Origin of the sequence: Diaphorobacter sp. ED-3 (assembly GCF_027625375.1) — a bacterium.
Taxonomy (GTDB): domain Bacteria; phylum Pseudomonadota; class Gammaproteobacteria; order Burkholderiales; family Burkholderiaceae_C; genus Diaphorobacter; species Diaphorobacter nitroreducens.
Genome location: NZ_CP115182.1, coordinates 3,946,769 through 3,961,382 on the forward strand (window position 1 = coordinate 3,946,769; position 14,614 = coordinate 3,961,382).

11 protein-coding genes are annotated in these 14,614 nt (G+C 67.7%); 7 read left to right on the forward strand and 4 right to left on the reverse strand.

Annotation, left to right across the window (positions count from 1 at the left end; genetic code table 11):
* Nucleotides 1-12: 12 nt before the first annotated feature.
* A complete protein-coding gene (secD, locus tag PCQ86_RS19060; RefSeq protein WP_047351244.1) occupies nucleotides 13-1,911 on the reverse strand; it encodes a protein translocase subunit SecD in 1,899 nt (632 codons plus the stop codon).
* Between the two features lie 94 nt (nucleotides 1,912-2,005).
* Complete coding sequence (gene yajC, locus PCQ86_RS19065; protein ID WP_196994804.1) at nucleotides 2,006-2,338, reverse strand: preprotein translocase subunit YajC; 333 nt, start codon at nucleotides 2,336-2,338, stop codon at nucleotides 2,006-2,008.
* Nucleotides 2,339-2,729: 391 nt separating this feature from the next.
* Here yajC and PCQ86_RS19070 point away from each other — a divergent pair, with 391 nt between their 5' ends.
* Nucleotides 2,730-3,860 carry a mechanosensitive ion channel family protein gene (locus PCQ86_RS19070; protein WP_047351245.1) on the forward strand — a complete coding sequence of 377 codons (1,131 nt, stop codon included), beginning with the start codon at nucleotides 2,730-2,732 and terminating at the stop codon, nucleotides 3,858-3,860.
* A gap of 85 nt (nucleotides 3,861-3,945) precedes the next feature.
* Here PCQ86_RS19070 and PCQ86_RS19075 read toward each other — a convergent pair whose 3' ends face one another.
* Nucleotides 3,946-7,566: an indolepyruvate ferredoxin oxidoreductase family protein gene (locus PCQ86_RS19075; protein ID WP_270174498.1), complete on the reverse strand. Its 3,621-nt coding sequence runs from the start codon at nucleotides 7,564-7,566 to the stop codon at nucleotides 3,946-3,948.
* Between the two features lie 176 nt (nucleotides 7,567-7,742).
* Here PCQ86_RS19075 and PCQ86_RS19080 point away from each other — a divergent pair, with 176 nt between their 5' ends.
* From PCQ86_RS19080 to PCQ86_RS19095, 4 genes are all read left to right on the forward strand, one after another.
* Nucleotides 7,743-8,249: an Lrp/AsnC family transcriptional regulator gene (locus tag PCQ86_RS19080; RefSeq protein ID WP_011807092.1), complete on the forward strand. Its 507-nt coding sequence runs from the start codon at nucleotides 7,743-7,745 to the stop codon at nucleotides 8,247-8,249.
* A 301-nt stretch (nucleotides 8,250-8,550) separates the two neighbouring features.
* Nucleotides 8,551-9,408: a DUF6502 family protein gene (locus tag PCQ86_RS19085; RefSeq protein ID WP_011807093.1), complete on the forward strand. Its 858-nt coding sequence runs from the start codon at nucleotides 8,551-8,553 to the stop codon at nucleotides 9,406-9,408.
* Nucleotides 9,409-9,428: 20 nt separating this feature from the next.
* Entirely contained in the window at nucleotides 9,429-10,535 is a 1,107-nt protein-coding gene (locus tag PCQ86_RS19090) for a DUF5666 domain-containing protein (RefSeq protein WP_270174499.1), read from the forward strand.
* A gap of 74 nt (nucleotides 10,536-10,609) precedes the next feature.
* A complete protein-coding gene (locus PCQ86_RS19095; RefSeq protein ID WP_015914582.1) occupies nucleotides 10,610-12,319 on the forward strand; it encodes an MFS transporter in 1,710 nt (569 codons plus the stop codon).
* A gap of 108 nt (nucleotides 12,320-12,427) precedes the next feature.
* Here PCQ86_RS19095 and mltA read toward each other — a convergent pair whose 3' ends face one another.
* A complete protein-coding gene (gene mltA, locus PCQ86_RS19100; RefSeq protein ID WP_011807096.1) occupies nucleotides 12,428-13,636 on the reverse strand; it encodes a murein transglycosylase A in 1,209 nt (402 codons plus the stop codon).
* Here mltA and PCQ86_RS19105 point away from each other — a divergent pair.
* Complete coding sequence (locus PCQ86_RS19105; protein WP_270174500.1) at nucleotides 13,569-13,718, forward strand: hypothetical protein; 150 nt, start codon at nucleotides 13,569-13,571, stop codon at nucleotides 13,716-13,718. The genes mltA and PCQ86_RS19105 overlap by 68 nt on opposite strands.
* Before the next feature lie 190 nt (nucleotides 13,719-13,908).
* Entirely contained in the window at nucleotides 13,909-14,559 is a 651-nt protein-coding gene (locus PCQ86_RS19110) for an OmpA family protein (RefSeq protein WP_011807097.1), read from the forward strand.
* Nucleotides 14,560-14,614 lie beyond the last annotated feature (55 nt).

Consider the following 14,614-nt stretch of genomic DNA (forward strand, 5'->3'; position numbering starts at 1 on the left):
TTTTCCCCTTTCTTAGTTGCTGTTGCCGCGGGCAGCCACCGAGCGGTGCTCATCGCCCTCGGGCTTCCACACCTGGCCGATGGACACGCTCTTGAGCTTCTTCTTGCGGCCATACCAGAGGTTGACCAGGCCACGCGAGAAGAACACCGCCGAGAACATGCTGGTCAGGATGCCGATGCAGTGCACCACGGCAAAGCCGCGCACCGGCCCCGTGCCGAAGGCCAGCAGCGCCAGGCCCGCAATCAGCGTGGTGACGTTGGAGTCCAGGATGGTGGCCCAGGCGCGCTCGTAGCCCGTGGCGATCGCCGCCTGCGGGGCCACGCCAGCGCGCAGTTCCTCGCGGATGCGCTCGTTGATCAGCACGTTGGAGTCGATGGCCACGCCCAGCGCCAGGGCCATGGCGGCGATGCCGGGCAGGGTCAGCGTGGCCTGCAGCATCGACAGGATGGCGATCAGCAGCAGCACGTTCACGCCCAGCGCGATCGTGGAGAACACGCCGAACAGCCTGTAGTACACGCACATGAAGGCCGCGATGGCCACCATGCCCCAAACCACCGACTGGATACCCCGTTCGATGTTGTCGGCACCCAGGCTCGGGCCGATGGTGTATTCCTCGATGATCTCCATGGGCGCGGCCAGCGAGCCGGCGCGCAGCAGCAGTGCGGTGTCGTTGGCCTCGGCCGTGGTCATGCGGCCGGAGATCTGCACGCGACCACCGCCAATCTCGCTGCGGATCACGGGCGCGGTCACCACCTCGCCCTTGCCCTTTTCGAACAGCACGATGGCCATGCGCTTGCCCACGTTCTCGCGCGTGATGTCCTTGAAGATGCGCGAGCCCTTGGCGTCCAGCGTGAGGTTCACGGTGGGCTCCTGGGTCTGGCCGTCGAATCCTGGCTGCGCGTCGGTGAGGTTCTCGCCGGTCAGCACGACCTGCTTCTTCACGATCACGGCCTGGCCGTTGCGGTCCAGGTATTTCTCGGTACCGAACGGCACGGGGCCCGTACCCATTTCGGCGGCGCGCGCCTCGGTGCCCTCGTCCACCATGCGCACTTCCAGCGTGGCGGTGCGGCCCAGGATGTCCTTGGCCTTGGCCGTGTCCTGCACGCCGGGCAGCTGCACCACGATGCGGTCCAGGCCCTGCTGCTGGATCACGGGCTCGGCCACGCCCAGTTCGTTGATACGGTTGTGCAGTGTGACCATGTTCTGCTTCAAGGCCTGCTCTTGCACCTTGCGCAGGGCCTCGGGCTTGATGGTGGCGCGCAGGCGCATACCGTCGCCGTCGGCGCTGCTCACGACCGCCAGGTCCGGGAACTGGTCAGCGATCAGGTTGCGTGCCGCCGTGAGCGTGGCCTCGTCGCGCACGCGGATGTCCACGGCCTGCCCTTCGCGGCCGATGCCGCCGTGCCGGATGTTCTTCTCGCGCAGCGCGCTGCGCAGGTCGCCTGCGTACGACTCGATCTTCTTCGTGATCGCCGCCTGCATGTCCACCTGCAGCATGAAGTGCACGCCGCCGCGCAGGTCCAGGCCGAGGTACATGGGCCGTGCATGCAGCGCGGTGAGCCAGTCGGGCGAGCGCGACACGAGGTTCAGCGCCACGATGTAGGAAGGATCACTCGGGTCGGGGATCAGGGCCTTCTCGATCGCGTCCTTGGCCTTGAGCTGGTTGTCCGGCGTGTCAAAGCGCGCGCGCACCGAGTTGCCGTCGAACACGATGGAGTCCGAGGCCACGTTGGCGGCTTTCAGCGCATCCTCGACGCGCTGCTGGACCGCGGCGTCGACCTTCAGCGTGGCCTTGGCCGACGACACCTGCACCGCAGGCGCCTCGCCAAAGAAGTTGGGCAGGGTATACAGGGCCCCAATGAGCAACACGATCACCAGGATCGCGTACTTCCAGACCGGATAACGGTTCATGATCGCGCTCTTCAATCCATGCGGGGCAGCGGACGCGGGATGCGGCGCAGCACTGCCCTCATAACAAGGCCCGTAGGCCTACAGCTGGGACGGTTTACTTGACCGTGCCCTTGGGCAGCACCTGGGCCACGGCGCTGCGCTGCACCTGCACCTGCACGCCAGGCGCAATCTCCAGTTGCAGGTAGCCTTCGCTCAGGCCCACCACCTTGCCCAGCAAGCCGCCGGCCGTGGCCACTTCGTCGCCCTTGGCCAGCGCGTCGATCATGGCGCGGTGCTCTTTCTGGCGCTTCATCTGGGGACGGATCATGATGAAGTACAGCACCACGAACATCAGTACCAGCGGCAGCATGCTGGTGAGCGATCCCATCAGGCCGGCCTCGGCGGCTGCGGCGGGGGCGGTCTGTGCAAAAGCAGAAGAAATCAACACGGGAAGAACTCCAATGGTAGTAATAGGTGCAAAGGGGCTCCGCCGGGAGGCGCCAGGGCCTGCGGGCGGTGAGCCGGCCATTGTATGCGGGGGGCTGCCGGCCAGGGCTGCGCGCACCGGCGGCCGGCGGGCTGCGGGCACCCTCCGAGATTCAGTATCAAAACACCTTGCAACGCCCGTCCAATGAGCGCCAACAGCTATCACATATATAGCATAAAGCCCCGGACCAGGGGCGGTTAATGCATCGGATGCGACGCGCCCATCGTCGGCCTGGGCCTACGCCGGCGCCTGGCAGGGCTTCGTAGCATGCCTGTGTGCCGCCCGCAGCGGCCGGCGCCGCGCCGCGGCCCCTTCCCTCCCACCCCCCGTGTCAAGAAAGGAAACGCTTTCCATGGATTTCGCATCGGTATCCGCCTGGCTGGAGACAGAGTGGTTCTGGGGCATGTCCGCTGCCGAAGTATTGGCGGCGGCGGCCACGGCCATGGGCATCTACCTGGCGCTCACGCTGCTGCTGCGCTGGGCCGTCGCGCATGCCGACCGCAAATCCGGCGGCGGCGATGCCGGCGCGGCAAGCCTGCTGGCGCAGGTGCTCGCCGGAACCAGCCGTCTGCTCATCCTGCTGGCAGCACTGCTGGTGGGCACCGGCATGCTGGACCTGCCCGGGCGTTGGCATGACCGTGTGAGCCAACTCTGGTTCCTGGCCGTGGCGGTGCAGCTGGGGCTGTGGGGCACGCGCGCCATCAGTCTGGGGGTCGAACGCTACCGGCGCCACCATGGCGCCGCGGGCACGGGGCAGATCAGCGCCTCGGCCACGCTCATGTCCTGGGGGCTGCGCACGCTGGTGTGGGCCACGGTGCTGCTGGCCATCCTCTCGAACCTGGGGGTGAACATCACCGCCTTCGTGGCCAGCCTGGGCGTGGGCGGCATTGCGGTGGCGCTGGCAGTGCAAAGCGTGCTGGGCGATCTGTTCGCCTCCATGGCGATCGCGGTGGACAAGCCCTTCGAGGTGGGCGACTTCATCGTCGTGGGTCCCATCGCAGGCACCGTGCAGCAGGTGGGCGTAAAGACCACGCGCATCCGCGCCCTGAGCGGGGAACAGGTGGTGATGAGCAACACCGAGTTGCTCAAGCAGACCATCAACAACTATCGCCACATGCGCGAGCGCCGCATCGTGTTTGGCTTTGGCGTGGCGCAGGACACCTCGCCCGCGCAGGCGCAGGCCCTGGCACAAGCGGTGCGCGACATCATCGAGGCCGAACCGCAACTGCGCTTCGACCGCGCGCATTTCAAGGGATTTGGCGCCAGCTCGCTCGATTACGAAGTGGTCTACATCGTCAAAGACCCGGACTACAACCTCTACATGGACCTGCAGCAGCGCATCAACCTGGCGTTGCTGGGCCGGCTGCAGGCGCTGGGCATGCGGCTGGCGGTGCCGGTCAGCCGCGTGCAGTTGGCCGACCCGCCGGCCGGGCAGGAAGGCCCGTCCAGTGCGGCCGGCATGCCCATTCCTCAGAACGCGTGAACGACCGCGTTGCCCTCGGGCAGGGGCAGGCGGCGACGGGCGGGGTCAGAAGGAATGGGCGGGCATGACAGGCCCGCCCACCGTCTCAGGCCACTTGGCGGGGCGCACCCGCGTGTGGGGCGCGCCAGCGGTCCATGAGTGCGAACCACTTCTTGCGCGCGGCCTGCAGGTGGCGCTCCTTCACATGGCCGTAGCCGCGGATGTCCTCAGGGATACGCGCGATCTCCACCGCCAGCGCCAGGCGCTCGGCCGTCAGGCCCTTCAGCAGTTCCTCGATGCAGGCGCGGTATTCGCGGATCAGCGCGCGCTCGGTCTTGCGCTCCTCGGTCCGGCCGAAGACATCGAGCGCCGTGCCGCGCAGCCCCTTCATGCGGACCAGCACGCCGAAGGCCTTGCGCATCCAGGGCCCGTAGCTTTGCTTGACCAACTCACCCTTGTCGTTGTGCTTGGCCAGCAGCGGGGGCGCCAGGTGGTGCACCAGCTTGTAGTCGCCTTCGTACATCGCGGCGATCTTGTCGGTGAACGCCTTGTCGGTGTGCAGCCGCGCCACTTCGTACTCGTCCTTGTAGGCCATCAGCTTGAACAGGTAGCGCGCCACCGCTTCGGTGAGGCGCGTGCCCTGGCCCAGTGAATCCTCGGCCGCGCGCACCTTGTCCACGAAGGCCTGGTACTCGGCCGCATAGGCGGCGTTCTGGTAGCCCGTGAGGAAGTCCACACGCTTGGCGACCATCTCGGCCAAGCCGGGCTTCTTCACGAACTGGATCACCTGCGCGGCCTGGAACAGCGCCTGCACCTCGGCCAGGTTGTGCGCGCAGCGGCGTCCCCATTCGAAGGCGGCCTTGTTGTTCTCCACCTGTACGCCATTGAGCTCCATGGCGCGCATGAGCGCGGCGTGGGACAGCGGCACGCGGCCCTTCTGCCACGCATAGCCCAGCATCAGCGGGTTGGTGTAGATGCTGTCACCCAGCAACTGGCTGGCCACCTGCTCGGCGTCGAACACGCCCAGCAGCTCGGCGCCCACCGCCTGGGCGATGGCGGCCTCGCAGCCGTCAGCCGGGAACTGCCAATTGGGGTTGTGCACAAAGGCCGCGGCCGGTGTGCCGTGGCTGTTGAGGGCGACAAAGGTGCGCCCCGGCTGCATGGCGGCCAGCGTGGCCTTGTTCGCGGCAACGATGGGGTCGCAGCCGATCACCAGGTCCGCCTTGGCCGTGTCCACCTTGGTGGTGTGGATGGCCTCGGGGCGGTTGGCGATCTGCACATGGCTCCAGGTGGAGCCGCCCTTTTGCGCCAGGCCCGCCGCGTCCTGCGTGATGACGCCCTTGCCCTCCAGGTGCGCGGCCATGCCCAGCAGGGACCCGATGGTGATCACGCCCGTGCCGCCCACGCCAGCCACGACGATGCCCCACGCGGCCTCGGCCGCCGGCAGCACCGGCTCGGGGATGGGCGCCATCGTGGACAGGTCGCCCTTCTTCTCCTTCTTGGGCTTCTTGAGCTGGCCGCCCTCGACGGTGACGAAGCTCGGGCAGAAGCCCTTCACGCAGGAATAGTCCTTGTTGCAGGTGCTCTGGTTGATGCGGCGCTTGCGGCCGAACTCGGTCTCCACCGGCTCCACCGACAGGCAGTTGGACTGCACCGAGCAATCGCCGCAGCCCTCGCACACCAGCTCGTTGATGACCACGGTCTTGGCGGGTGTGGCCAGCAGGCCGCGCTTCCTGCGGCGGCGCTTCTCGGTCGCGCAGGTCTGGTCATAGATGATGGCCGTGCAGCCTGCGATCTCGCGGAACTCACGCTGGATGCGGTCCAGCTCGTCGCGGTGGAAGACTTCAACGCCCGGCGGCAGGTCGTTGAGCAGCTCGGGGTGGCCGGTGCGCGCGGCGTTGGCCGGGTGCGTGCGGCCGTGGTACTTCTCGGGCTCGTCCGTCACCACCGCCAGCCGGACCACGCCCTCGGCGCGCAGGCTGTGGGCGATCTGCGCCACCGAATGCCCCTCGGGGCGCTCGCCCACCTGCTGGCCGCCGGTCATGGCCACGGCGTCGTTGTAGAGGATCTTGTAGGTGATGTTGGCGCCCGAGGCGATGCTCTGGCGAATCGCCAGCAGGCCGCTGTGGAAGTAGGTGCCGTCGCCCAGGTTGGCGAACACGTGCTTGTCCTTGGTGAACGGCGCCTGGCCCACCCAGGTCACGCCCTCGCCGCCCATCTGCGTGAAGGTGCTCGTGGCGCGGTCGGGCATCCAGTTGGCCATGTAGTGGCAACCAATGCCGGCCACGGCGCGCGAGCCCTCGGGCACGCGGGTGCTGGTGTTGTGCGGGCAGCCGCTGCAGAACCACGGCATGCGCTCGCCGGTGTCGGTCTTCACCTCCAGCAGGCCGCACTCGCGCGCCTCCACCACGGAGATGCGCGCGTCCATGCGCGCCACGATGTCCTCGGGCACGCCCAGCTTCTTCAGGCGTTTGGCGATCGCCTTGGCGATGATGGCCGGCGTCAGGTCGGCCTTGGGCCGCAGCAGCCAGTTCTGGCTGGGATTGGGCATGCTCCATTCGCCGCCGGAGTTGTCACCCTCGATCTCGTCGAACTTGCCCAGCACGTTGGGACGCACGTCGGCGCGCCAGTTGTAGAGCTCTTCCTTGATCTGGTATTCGATGACCTGGCGTTTTTCCTCCACCACCAGGATCTCCTGCAGCCCCTGCGCGAAGTCGCGCGTGATGGTGGCTTCGAGCGGCCACACCACGTTGACCTTGTGCACGCGGATGCCCAGCTGACGGCAGGTGTCGTCGTCCAGGCCCAGGTCCACCAGTGCCTGGCGCGTGTCGTTGTACGCCTTGCCGCTGGCGATGATGCCGAAGCGGTCCTGCGGGCCCTGGATCACGTTGTAGTTGAGCTTGTTGGCGCGGATGTACGCCAGTGCCGCGTACCACTTGTAGTCCATGAGGCGCGCCTCCTGCTCCAGCGGCGCATCGGGCCAGCGGATGTGCAAGCCGCCGGGCGGCATGGTGAAGTCCTCGGGCATGACGATCTTCACGCGGTCGGGGTCCACAGAGATGCTGCTGGACGACTCCACCACCTCCTGGATGGTCTTGAGTCCGGACCACAGGCCCGAGAAGCGGCTCAGGGCAAAGGCGTGCAGCCCCATGTCCAGAATGTCCTGCACGCTGCTGGGGAAGAACACCGGCAGGCCGCAGGCCTTGAAGATGTGGTCGCTCTGGTGTGCCGCCGTGCTGCTCTTGCTGATGTGGTCGTCGCCCGCCACGGCGATCACGCCGCCATGCCGCGCCGTGCCGGCCATGTTGGCATGCTTGAACACGTCGGAGCAACGGTCCACGCCCGGGCCCTTGCCGTACCAGATGCCAAACACGCCGTCGTACTTCTTGGACTGGGGGTAGATGTCCAGTTGCTGCGTGCCCCAGACGGCGGTGGCGGCCAGCTCCTCGTTCACGCCGGGCTGGAAGACCACGTGGTGCTCCGCCAGGTGCTTGCGGGCGCCCCACAGGGCCTGGTCGTAACCGCCCAGGGGCGAGCCACGGTAGCCGCTCACGAAGCCCGCGGTATTCAGGCCCACGGCTGCATCGCGCTGGCGCTGCAGCATGGGCAGGCGCACGAGGGCCTGCACCCCACTCATGAAAGCGCGGCCGTGGCCCAGCGTGTATTTGTCCTCAAGGGTGACCGTCTCCAGCGCGCGGCGGACGTGTTCGGGCAGCGGGGCATTCATGTCTTGTCTCCGTGGGTTCTGTGATCCGCCGCCTCTGTTGGGCGCGGCGTGCGGGACGGTGCCGTGTGGGCGCCACCCGATCTGCGCAGTGTATGCGCGAGACACCGATATGTGTTTGCTTTATTTGCCGCGTTTACCCTGATGCGCGAAAGCTTCTTTCTTAAAACAATCCAAAAATGGAAACCTTGGACAAATACGACATCGCCATCCTGCGCGAGCTGCAGGCCGAGGCGCGCCTGACCAACGCCGAGCTGGCGCAACGCGTAGGCCTGTCCGCTGCACCGTGCTGGCGGCGCGTACGCGCCCTGGAGGAAGCGGGCTACATCCGCGGCTATCACGCGGAAATCGACCGCCACAAGATCGGCCTGGGCGTACTGGCGTTCGTGCGCCTGGACGCCGAGCGCAACACCGGCGACCTGACGCTGGCCATGGAGCAGGCCATCGCCCAGATCCCCGAGGTGGTCTCATGCCACTACATCAGCGGCACCGGCACCTTCGAGCTGCAGGTGGTGGCACGCGACCTGGACAGCTTCTCGCAGTTCGCACGCACCGTGCTGCTGAACCTGCCCAACGTGAAGGACATGCACACCAGCTTCTCGCTGGGCGAGGTCAAGGCAGGCGGCGCGCTGCCGTTGGCGCACCTGGGCCCGGTGCGGCCCGTGGTGCGTGGCGCCGCAGCGTAGGACCACTCCTAATTCAGTAGCTGGCACCGCTTTCCCTATAAGGGTTTGATCACATTTTCATTGCAACTGGTGCCCAGGCGCCACGATCCCAGCAACCCGCTGAAGCCGCCCGCGCATCGGGGCGGCGTTGTTCCAGCGAGGTCAAACTCCAGCGCGTTCAGGGAACATGACGCCAACGGCCATCGCGCCTGGCGGTCCTTCTCCTGGTGTCAGGCAGATGGCACACTCGCATCTTTTAGGCACCGCTGGCTGCATAAGCAGTCACACTTGAGCGACGAGCCTCTCGCCCTTTCACCTTCCCATGCAAGACCGCCTGAAATGGACGCAGTCCGCGCTGGTACGAATCCTTCGCCCCGCGGTCAGGCTGGCGTTGGCGATGGGACTGAAGCACGCCCAACTCGAAGAAATCCTGAGGGACCTGCTGCTGGAGGAGGCGCGCCATCTCTGGCGCAGCCAAGGCATTCCCGACCCCAACCTGAGCCAGATCTCGGTCACCACCGGTCTCAATCGCAAGGACGTGACCGCCAGAGTGCGCCAAGTACGCGATCCTTTGCCTGCCACCGAAGGGTCGTCGGCCGCCAAGGCTTTCACGGCCTGGTTGCAGCTTGCCGCCGAGGAGCCCAGCCGGCGCCGCCTTCCTATTGTGGACACCGGCCATGGCCCCTCCTTTGAACTGGTGGCGCGTCTCGCCACCCGCGGCGATGTGCACCACAGAACCCTGCTGGAGGAGCTTCAGCGCCTGAATTTGGTCAGGGGGCTGACGGGCGACGGCGAAGGCGAGGTGGAACTGGTGGGCGACGGTTTCATCCCGGGCACCAGTCTGCGGGACATGCTGGCCTTCACCGGGGACAATGTGCGGGACCATCTGCTGGCCGCCGTCAGCAATACCTTGGGGCAGCAGCCCCGGATGCTGGAACGCTCCGTCTATGCCTCGGGCTTGACCGTGTCGGAGTGCGAACGCATCCACCAGTTGGCGCGGGAACATTGGGATTCCGTGCATTACCGCCTGGTACGGGAAATGACCCAGGCCCATGCCTCTGCGGCAGGCATGGGAACGGCACGCATGCGCGTAGGGGTGTATGTCTACCATGAGGACGAGCCGCCGGACGTGAAGCCGACCACCCGTGCAGGCTCTGCAAGGCGCAGGAAAAAAACATGAGGACTGGGATATACGCGCTGATGACCACGCTGGGGCTGGTGCTCGCAGCCTGTGGAGGCGGCGACGGCGTGGGCTCGGGCGGCACCGGCATCGCCATGTCTTCCGTGGCCATTGGCAGCGTCGACAGCCTCGGCGAATCACCCAGCGGGTCGTACATGGTTGTGAACGGCGTGCGCTTCGATATCAGCCACGCCCAGGTGGAAGTGGAAGGCGTCTCGCAGGAAGACGCCAATGGTCAGCAAAGCCTGAAGAGCGGCCAGAGCAGCCTGAAACCTGGCATGACCGTGCAAGTGAACGGCACCCTCGATACCGGATTCAGCACGGGTACGGCCGCGCAGGTACTGTCGATACCGGAGCTACGGGGGGCGGTGGATGCCGTGGACGCGGCGCTGGGGCGCATCGAGGTAATGGGTGCGCGGGTATATGTCGATGACGAGACCGTGCTCGACGGGCTGTCCGGCTTGGCCGCCTTGCAAGTCGGCCAGATCGTGCAGGTACATGCGTTGCCCACCAGCAGTGGGCTGATGCGCGCGACCCGGCTGCAGCTGACCACCGCCACGCTCCCCTCGGTACAGCCCGTGCTGTGGGGCAGCGTGCAGGCCCTCGATACGGTGGCCCGCCGGTTCCAGTTGGGCACGATGCAGATCCAGTATGCACAGGCTGCCTTTTTGAACGGTCTGGAGGCGGGCATGCTGGACAACGGCATGCCGCTGTATGTGCATGCAGCCCAGGCACCGTCCGGCAACGTGCTCGTGGCCCGCGTGCTGCGGCCAGCGCACAGCCTCTCACGCCAGGCAGACACGCCCGTCGTGCTGGAAGGTGTGGTGACGAACTTCGCCTCTGCACAATCCTTTGCGCTGCAAGGCACGGATATCGATGGCTCGGGCGCGCAAATAACCGGGGGGCGGGCTGATGACATCCGCAACGGCGCAACGCTGGAAGTGGCGGGCCGGATGTCTGCCAACGGCGTGCTGGTCGCGCAGCGGATACGCGTGCGGCAAAGGGCTGTAGTTGACCCTCCATCCGCGTTGCCTCCTCCCGCAAACACCAACGGCAACGGGAACGGGAATGCCGGAGGCAACGGCAACGGCAACGGCAACGGCAACGGCAATTCCAACAGAGGCTGAACACCGTTTCGCACCCGCCGAGATTGCGGCCCCGGCACAGCAAGCGCGCCGCATTCCCGTCACAATGGCCGCACATGCCGCCCCAGCCCCTCCATGACAGCGGACCGCTGAGTTCACCACCCACACCGCCAGGCCCCGACGCGGCCTCCGCCGCCGCCCACACCGCCGAGGCCGCCGCCACAGCCGAGTTGCAGCACAGCGCGGCGCAGCGTGCGCCGCAGTCGCCCTTCGCGCCGCTGTCGGTGCCGGTGTTCCGCATGCTGTGGCTCACCTGGCTGGCGGCCAACACCTGCATGTGGATGAACGACGTGGCCACGGCCTGGCTGATGACCACGCTGACCGATTCGCCTGCCCTGGTGGCGCTGGTGCAGACGGCCTCGACGCTGCCCGTGTTCCTGCTGGGCTTGCCCAGCGGCGCGCTGGCCGACATCCTGGACCGGCGGCGCTATTTCATGGTCACGCAGTTCTGGGTGGCGGCCGTGGCGGTGGTGCTGTGCGTGGCCATCCTCTGGGGTGGGCTCAACCCCTACCTGCTGCTGGCGCTGACCTTCGCCAACGGCATCGGGCTGGCGATGCGCTGGCCGGTGTTTGCGGCCATCGTGCCGGAGCTAGTGAACCGCCAACAGTTGCCCGCGGCGCTGGCGCTCAATGGCGTGGCCATGAACGCCTCGCGCATTATTGGCCCGCTGGTGGCCGGCGCCATCATCGCCAGCGCGGGCAGCGCCTGGGTGTTCGTGCTGAATGCCGTGCTGTCGCTGGTGGCGGGGTTCACCATCATGCGCTGGCGGCGCCAGCCCATGCCCAACCCGCTGGGGCGCGAGCGCCTGACCAGTGCCATGCGCGTGGGTCTGCAGTTCGTGCGCGAGTCGCCTCCGATGCGCGCCGTGCTGTGGCGCATCTCGATCTTCTTCCTGCATGCCACGGCGCTGCTGGCGCTGCTGCCGTTGGTGGCGCGCGACCTGCAGGGCGGCGGCGCGGGCACCTTCACGCTGCTGCTGGCCTCCATGGGCGCGGGCGCCGTGAGCGCTGCCATGTTCCTGCCGCGCCTGCGCCAGATGATGTCGCTGGACCAGCTGGTGGCGCGCGGCACGCTGCTGCAGGCGCTGGCCACGGCCGTGGTCGCCATTGCGCCCAACGTGTACGTGGCGGTGCCGGCCATGCTGGTGGGCGGGGCGGCGTGGATCACCACCGCCAATTCGCTCACGGTGGCCGCACAGCTGGCGCTGCCCAACTGGGTGCGCGCGCGCGGCATGTCCATCTACCAGATGTCCATCATGGGCGCCACGGCCGTGGGCGCGGCGCTGTGGGGGCAGGTCGCCGCACTCTCCAGCGTGCACATGAGCCTGGCATTGGCGGCACTCACCGGGGTGCTGGTGATGGCGCTGGTACAGCGCCTGGTGAGCAACCGCCATGGCGAGGAGGACCTGAGCGCCTCGCGCGCCTTCCAGGCACCGCGGGCCGACAGCCCGCCCGCCGCCGGCCTGCGGCTGGTGGTCAGCATCGAATACTTCATCAACCCCGCACGGGCGGCAGAATTCCGCGCCGTGATGCAGGAAAGCCGCCGCGCGCGCCTGCGCCAGGGCGCCTTGAGCTGGGAGCTGCAGCACGACATCGCCGACCCGCGCCGCTACGTGGAGCGCGTGGTGGACGAATCCTGGACGGAGCACCTGCGGCGCTTTGACCGCGTCACCGCCTCCGACGTGGCGCTGCGCGACAGGCGCTTTGCCTTCCACGTGGGCGACGCGCCGCCCGTGGTGTCGCGCTACGTGGTCGAGGGCGAATGAATCACTACCATATTGATAGCTTTCAGCGCTTGCCTTACGGGCATTTCAGCATTAATTTGTATTGAAAGCGCCATAAATCAAGTTCGAACAGCTTCCAAATCAATAGCGCTACCGCGGCCACAACGCCCACAGGCGCAGGCCCTGCTTCAGGCGCCCGGCAATCTCGCCCGCCTCGGGGCCCCAGCCGGTGAAGTAATCCGCGCGCACCGCGCCCAGGATGGCGCTGCCCGTGTCCTGCGCCAGCACCAGGCGCGACAACTGCGCCGTGGGGCCGCTGGAGGCCAGCCACACCGGCGTGCCGTAGGGGATGCTCTGGCGGTCCACGGCGATCGAGCGCCCCGGCGTGAGCGGCACGCCCTGCGCGCCCTTAGGCCCGAAGGCGGCGTCCAGCGCGTCCAGCGGCTCCTCGCGGAAGAACACGTAGCGCGGGTTGGACCACAGCATCTCGTTCACGCGCTGCGGATTGGCCCGCACCCAGGCGGTGATGCCGGGCCAGGTGGCATCGCGCACCAGGCCCTGGTCCAGCAGCCACTTGCCCACGCTCTTGTACGGCTGGTCGTTGGTGCCCGCGAAGGCCAGGCGCACCAGGCGCACGCTGCCGTCCGCCTCCTGCACGCGCAGCCGGCCCGAGCCCTGGATGTGCAGCACCATGGCTTCCACCGGGTCGCGCACCCAGGCGATCGCGCGGCCGGCCAGCGCCGCCTGGGCCTGCGGCAGGGTGTCGATCTGCTGGCGCGTGTACCAGGGCTTGCGCGCCGCCAGATCGGCCGGGGGTGCATACAAAGGCACGCTGAAGCCGTTGCCCGGTTGGCGCGCGGCGTCCAGATAGGGCTCAAAGTAGCCCGTGAGCAGGCCGTCGGCCGCTCCGTCCAGCGACTCGACGCGGTAGGGCTGCAGGCGCTGCATCATCCAGCCGCGCTGCTCCTCGGGCGACGCGATGCTCAGGCGGCGCACATCGCCGCACAGCGGCGCGAACGCCGGCGCGGGGCGCTCGCAGCTGCGCAGCCAGGCGTTCCAGGCCTCGTGCAGCGCATCGCCCTCAAAGCCCGGCAACTCGCCCCAGCCCACCGGCACCCAGCGGCTCTTGGACTGCGTGAGCGTGCCCGGCACAGGCACCGGTACAGTGGGCGCGGCGGGCGGCTGCACGGACGGCACGCTGGGCGCCACGGGCGCCGGAGGACGGGTGGAGCACGCGGCCAGCGTTCCTACAATCAGCGCCGATACCACCAGGCGCAGGAGACGAAGATTCATGGGGCTGATTTTGCTTGAAGCATTGCTTGCACTGGTGCTCCTCGTGGGCATTGTCTGGTGGACCATGTTCAGCGGCCGCAAGGGCGGCGAGCCGCCAGCGGCCCCCAGCGAGCCTCCCTCGCGGGACGACGCCCCGCGCAACGACTGAGGTCGTTCTCGGGTTGTGGCCTGGCATCTGCGCGGCCCATCGAACGCAGGCCGATCGGCCCCAGGTCGCGCACGCGCGTTGCGCCGCGTCCTACAGACGAGGCGTCGCCGGATTGCTACGCTGCTCACACTGGCCCAGCCGCCCGCTGGAGGGCTGCGAGCCGACCGAGCAACAACAAAGGAGTTCTCTCATGCGCAAACCTCTCCTCATCGGCAGTCTCGCGGTGGTCATGCTGGCCACGGGCTGTGCCAACATGACCGACACCCAGCGCCGCACCGCCACCGGCGCCGGCGTGGGTGCGCTGGGCGGCGCAGCCATCGGCGCCATGACGGGCGGCCATGCGGCGCAGGGCGCCGTGATCGGCGCTGGCGTGGGCGCCCTGGGCACCTACATCTGGTCCCAGCACATGGAGCGCCAAAAGCAGGACATGCAGGCTGCCACCCAGGGCACCGGTGTGACGGTGACGCAGACGCCGGACAACCAGCTCAAGCTGGACATCCCGAGCGATATCTCGTTCGCCACCAACCGCTCGGACATCCAGCCCAACTTCCGCCCCATTCTGGACCGCTTTGCCGAGGGCCTGCGCAACAATCCGAACACCGAGGTGCGCATCGTCGGCCACACCGACTCCACCGGCAGCGATGCGATCAACAACCCGCTGTCGCTGGACCGCGCCGAGAGCACGCGCAACTACCTCACGGCGCGTGGCGTGAACGGCAACCGCATCCACGTGGAAGGCCGTGGCTCGCGTGAACCTGTGGCCTCCAACGACACCTCCGACGGGCGCGCCCGCAACCGCCGCGTGGAGATTTATGTGGGTGAGCGCCAGGGCCGCGGCTGATCTGCGGCGGGCCGTCGGCGCGGCAAGCCTGCCCGCGCCGACGATGTGAAGACGA